This window comes from Promineifilum sp. (SeqCode) (genome assembly GCF_041918635.1).
Lineage (GTDB): Bacteria > Chloroflexota > Anaerolineae > Promineifilales > Promineifilaceae > Promineifilum.
The window spans coordinates 1-2932 of record NZ_JAYRVJ010000614.1 but is presented as its reverse complement, the minus strand read 5'-3'; the positions used below and the strand labels follow the sequence as shown (position 1 = coordinate 2932).

The 2932-nt window shown below is 66.7% G+C and carries 4 protein-coding genes; 3 read left to right on the top strand and 1 reads right to left on the bottom strand.

Annotated features, from left to right (window positions below; translation table 11 throughout):
• The coding region (locus ACE3UY_RS18225; RefSeq protein ID WP_374688908.1) for a hypothetical protein at nt 1-738 on the bottom strand (738 nt) is incomplete at its 3' end.
• A gap of 132 nt (nt 739-870) precedes the next feature.
• Between ACE3UY_RS18225 and ACE3UY_RS18220 the strand changes: the two genes are divergently transcribed.
• The 3 genes from ACE3UY_RS18220 to ACE3UY_RS18210 all read left to right on the top strand — a co-directional run.
• Nucleotides 871-1428 (top strand): TetR/AcrR family transcriptional regulator, encoded by a 558-nt coding sequence (locus ACE3UY_RS18220; RefSeq protein ID WP_374688907.1) that lies wholly within the window; start codon nt 871-873, stop codon nt 1426-1428.
• A gap of 105 nt (nt 1429-1533) precedes the next feature.
• On the top strand, nt 1534-2403 hold the full coding sequence (locus ACE3UY_RS18215) for an SDR family oxidoreductase (protein ID WP_374688906.1): 870 nt from the start codon (nt 1534-1536) through the stop codon (nt 2401-2403).
• A 121-nt stretch (nt 2404-2524) separates the two neighbouring features.
• Nucleotides 2525-2932, top strand: a 408-nt coding sequence (locus tag ACE3UY_RS18210) for a DUF6069 family protein (protein WP_374688905.1), incomplete at its 3' end; no start/stop codon positions are given.

Here is a 2932-nt window from a genome sequence, read left to right as displayed (position 1 = left end):
CTGGCTGCGTGAGGCCATCGTTTCCACCCGCGCCACCTGGCCGCGCAGCTTCTCGCGTTTGGCCTCGACGATCTCGACCGAGCGCCCTTCGGTGGTTGTGGCCCGGTTGGTCTTGATGGCGCTGGCCCCGGCCAGCGAGGCGAGGCTGATGCCCAGCGCCGCCAGCACTTCGGTCGGGATGCGAATGTCCAGCGCGTCGTAGCGGCTGGAGGCGGCCGTCGCCACCGCCTCACTGCCGGGCACGGCCACCGGCTCGCCGATCAGTTGCTCCAGCATGGCCGCGGCGCGGGCGTTGTCGGCGTCGGCCGGTGGGTTGTTGCCCGCCAGCAACGTCGCCAACTCCTCCGCCGGTAGGACAGAGGAGGCCAGCAGCCGCCCCTGCACGACGGGGATGGCGCGGTGCAGCGCGAAGGTGGCCCAGGCCGACAGGACGACCACCGTCCACAGCACCAGCTGGAGCCGGGAGAGGCTGATCTTGTGGCGCAGGTCAATGAGGATGCCGTCGAAGCGGCCGGGGACGTAGCGGCGGGTAGTGCGGCCGTCGGGCAGGGTCACGTCCATCTCGCGGGCCGTCACCTCGCGCCCCACCAGCGCCAGCAGGCCCACGAACACACCCATCATCAGCAGCCAGCGCACGTGCAGCGGCCACCCCAGCAGCCCCAGCCCCAGGCCGATGACCGGGATCAGAATCAGAAAACCCAGGATGTAAAGCGCAGACTGGATACGATTGCGAAGCATATGCGACCTCCGGGAATGGCTTGCATTATAAGGGTGGGTGGCGCATTGTCAATCATGTAGGGGCGGGTTTGAAACCCACCCCTACAACAGACCGGCCTTGACTTCTATAGACCAGTCTGTATAATCCTCCCCGTGACGACCAAACGAGACGAGATTATCGACACGACCTGCCAATTGTTGGAGGCTCAGGGGTATCAGGCGACCGGGCTGAACCAGATCTTGCAGGTCAGCGGCGCGCCGAAGGGGTCGCTCTACCACTACTTCCCGGATGGGAAGGAGGAATTGGTCGCGGCGGCCATCGAACGGTCGGCGCGGGAGGTAGCGGATAACCTGGCCGGAGCGATGGCCGAGGTAGACGATCCGGCGGCGGCCGTCGTTGGCTTCGTGCGGCGGCTGGCAGGCTACGTGGCGGAGTCCGGCTTCCGGCAGGGCGGGCCGATCACGGCTGTAGCTCTGGAGGCGGCGTCCACCAACGAGCGGCTGCGGCTGGCCTGCCGCGACGCCTATCGGTTGTGGCAGGGGATCGTGGCCGACAAACTGCGCCCGGCCTATGGCGAGCGCAATGCAGTCCAGTTGGCAGCCCTGGTCATCGCCGCCATCGAAGGGGGCATCATCCTGTCCCGCAGCGAACAGAGCCAACGGCCGCTGTGGGACGTGGCCGACATGATCGAGGCGCTGTTGGGGAAGTAAGAAGCTCACGCAAAGAGCGCAAAGAAATCCAAGAGCGCGAAGAAATATCCTTCTTTGCGTTCTTGGCAAACTTCGCGCTCTTGGCGTGAGCCTCTTCACAACACTATGACCGAGCTCATTCTGGTAACGGGCGCGAGCGGCAACGTGGGCCGCGAGGTGGTGCGGGAACTGGCGGCGCGGGGCGTGGCGACGCGGGCCGCGCTATTCAACACCGACAACGGCCGGGGCGATCTGCCGGAGGCGACCGAGGTGGCCGCCTTCGACTTTGAAACTCCGGCCACCTTCCCGGCCGCACTGGCCGGCGTCAGCCGCGTCTTCCTGATGCGCCCGCCGGCCATCAGCGATGTGGAGCGGGCCATCAAGCCCTTCATCGACTACACGGCGCGCGCCGGCGCGGGCCACGCCGTGCGCCAGATCGTCTTCCTGTCGCTCATGGGCGTGGAGCGCAACCCCCTGGTGCCCCACGCCCGCATCGAGACGCTGCTGCAAGATTCGGGCGTGCCCTGGACCATGCTGCGCTGCGGTTTCTTCATGCAGAACCTGGACACCACCCACCGGGCCGACATCGCCGAGCACGGCGACCTGTTCATCCCCGCCGGCCGCGGCGCGACGGCCTTCATCGACGCCCGCGACATCGGCGCGGTGGCGGCGCGGGTGCTGAGCGAGCCGGGGCACGAAAACCGGCAGTATGCGCTGACGGGCAGCGAGGCGCTGACCTATAGCGAGGTGGCGGCCATCATGACCGAGGAGCTGGGCCGGCCCATCACCTACAGCCACCCGTCGCTGTTGACCTTTGCCCGACGGATGCGCCGGCGCGGCCACCCGTGGCGCTACATCGCCGTCATGGCCGGCATCTACCTGACCACGCGCTTGGGCATGGCCAAAACGGTCGCGCCCGACGCCGCTACCCTGCTGGGCCGCCCGCCTATCACCATGAGGCAGTACGTCCGCGATTATGCGGGGGCTTTTCGATAAAGATGAAGCTCACGCAAAGAGCGCAAAGTTCGCCAGGAACGCAAAGCTGATTTCTTCTTTGCGTTCTTGGCATCCTTAGCGCTCCTTGCGTGAGCCAATCCCTTCAATTAAAGGAGTAACTATGGCAACTGTGACTCAACCAACTGTAGACCGCAGCAAGCTGTTGACCGCCGGGCTGGCCTCGGTGGCGGCGGCCGTCGTCGCCAATATCGCCGCCTTCTTCATCGCGCGGGCCGTCGTGGACTTGCCGGCCGGCTTCCCGCCGCTGTCGGTGGGGGCCATCGCCTTCTTCACCATCATCGGCACGGGGCTGGGGGCGCTGGTCTTCGCCTGGCTCAGCCGGCGGTCGGCCAACCCGGTGCGCACGTACGTCATCGTGGCCGTCATCGCCCTGGTCGTGTCGGTCATCCCCAACTTCCTGGCCGCGGGCAACCCGGCCATGTTCCCCTTCCCCGGCGGCAACGCGACGGCGTTCCTGACGCTGGTGGTGTTTCACGTGGTGGCGGCGGTGGTGAGTGTGGGGGTGTTG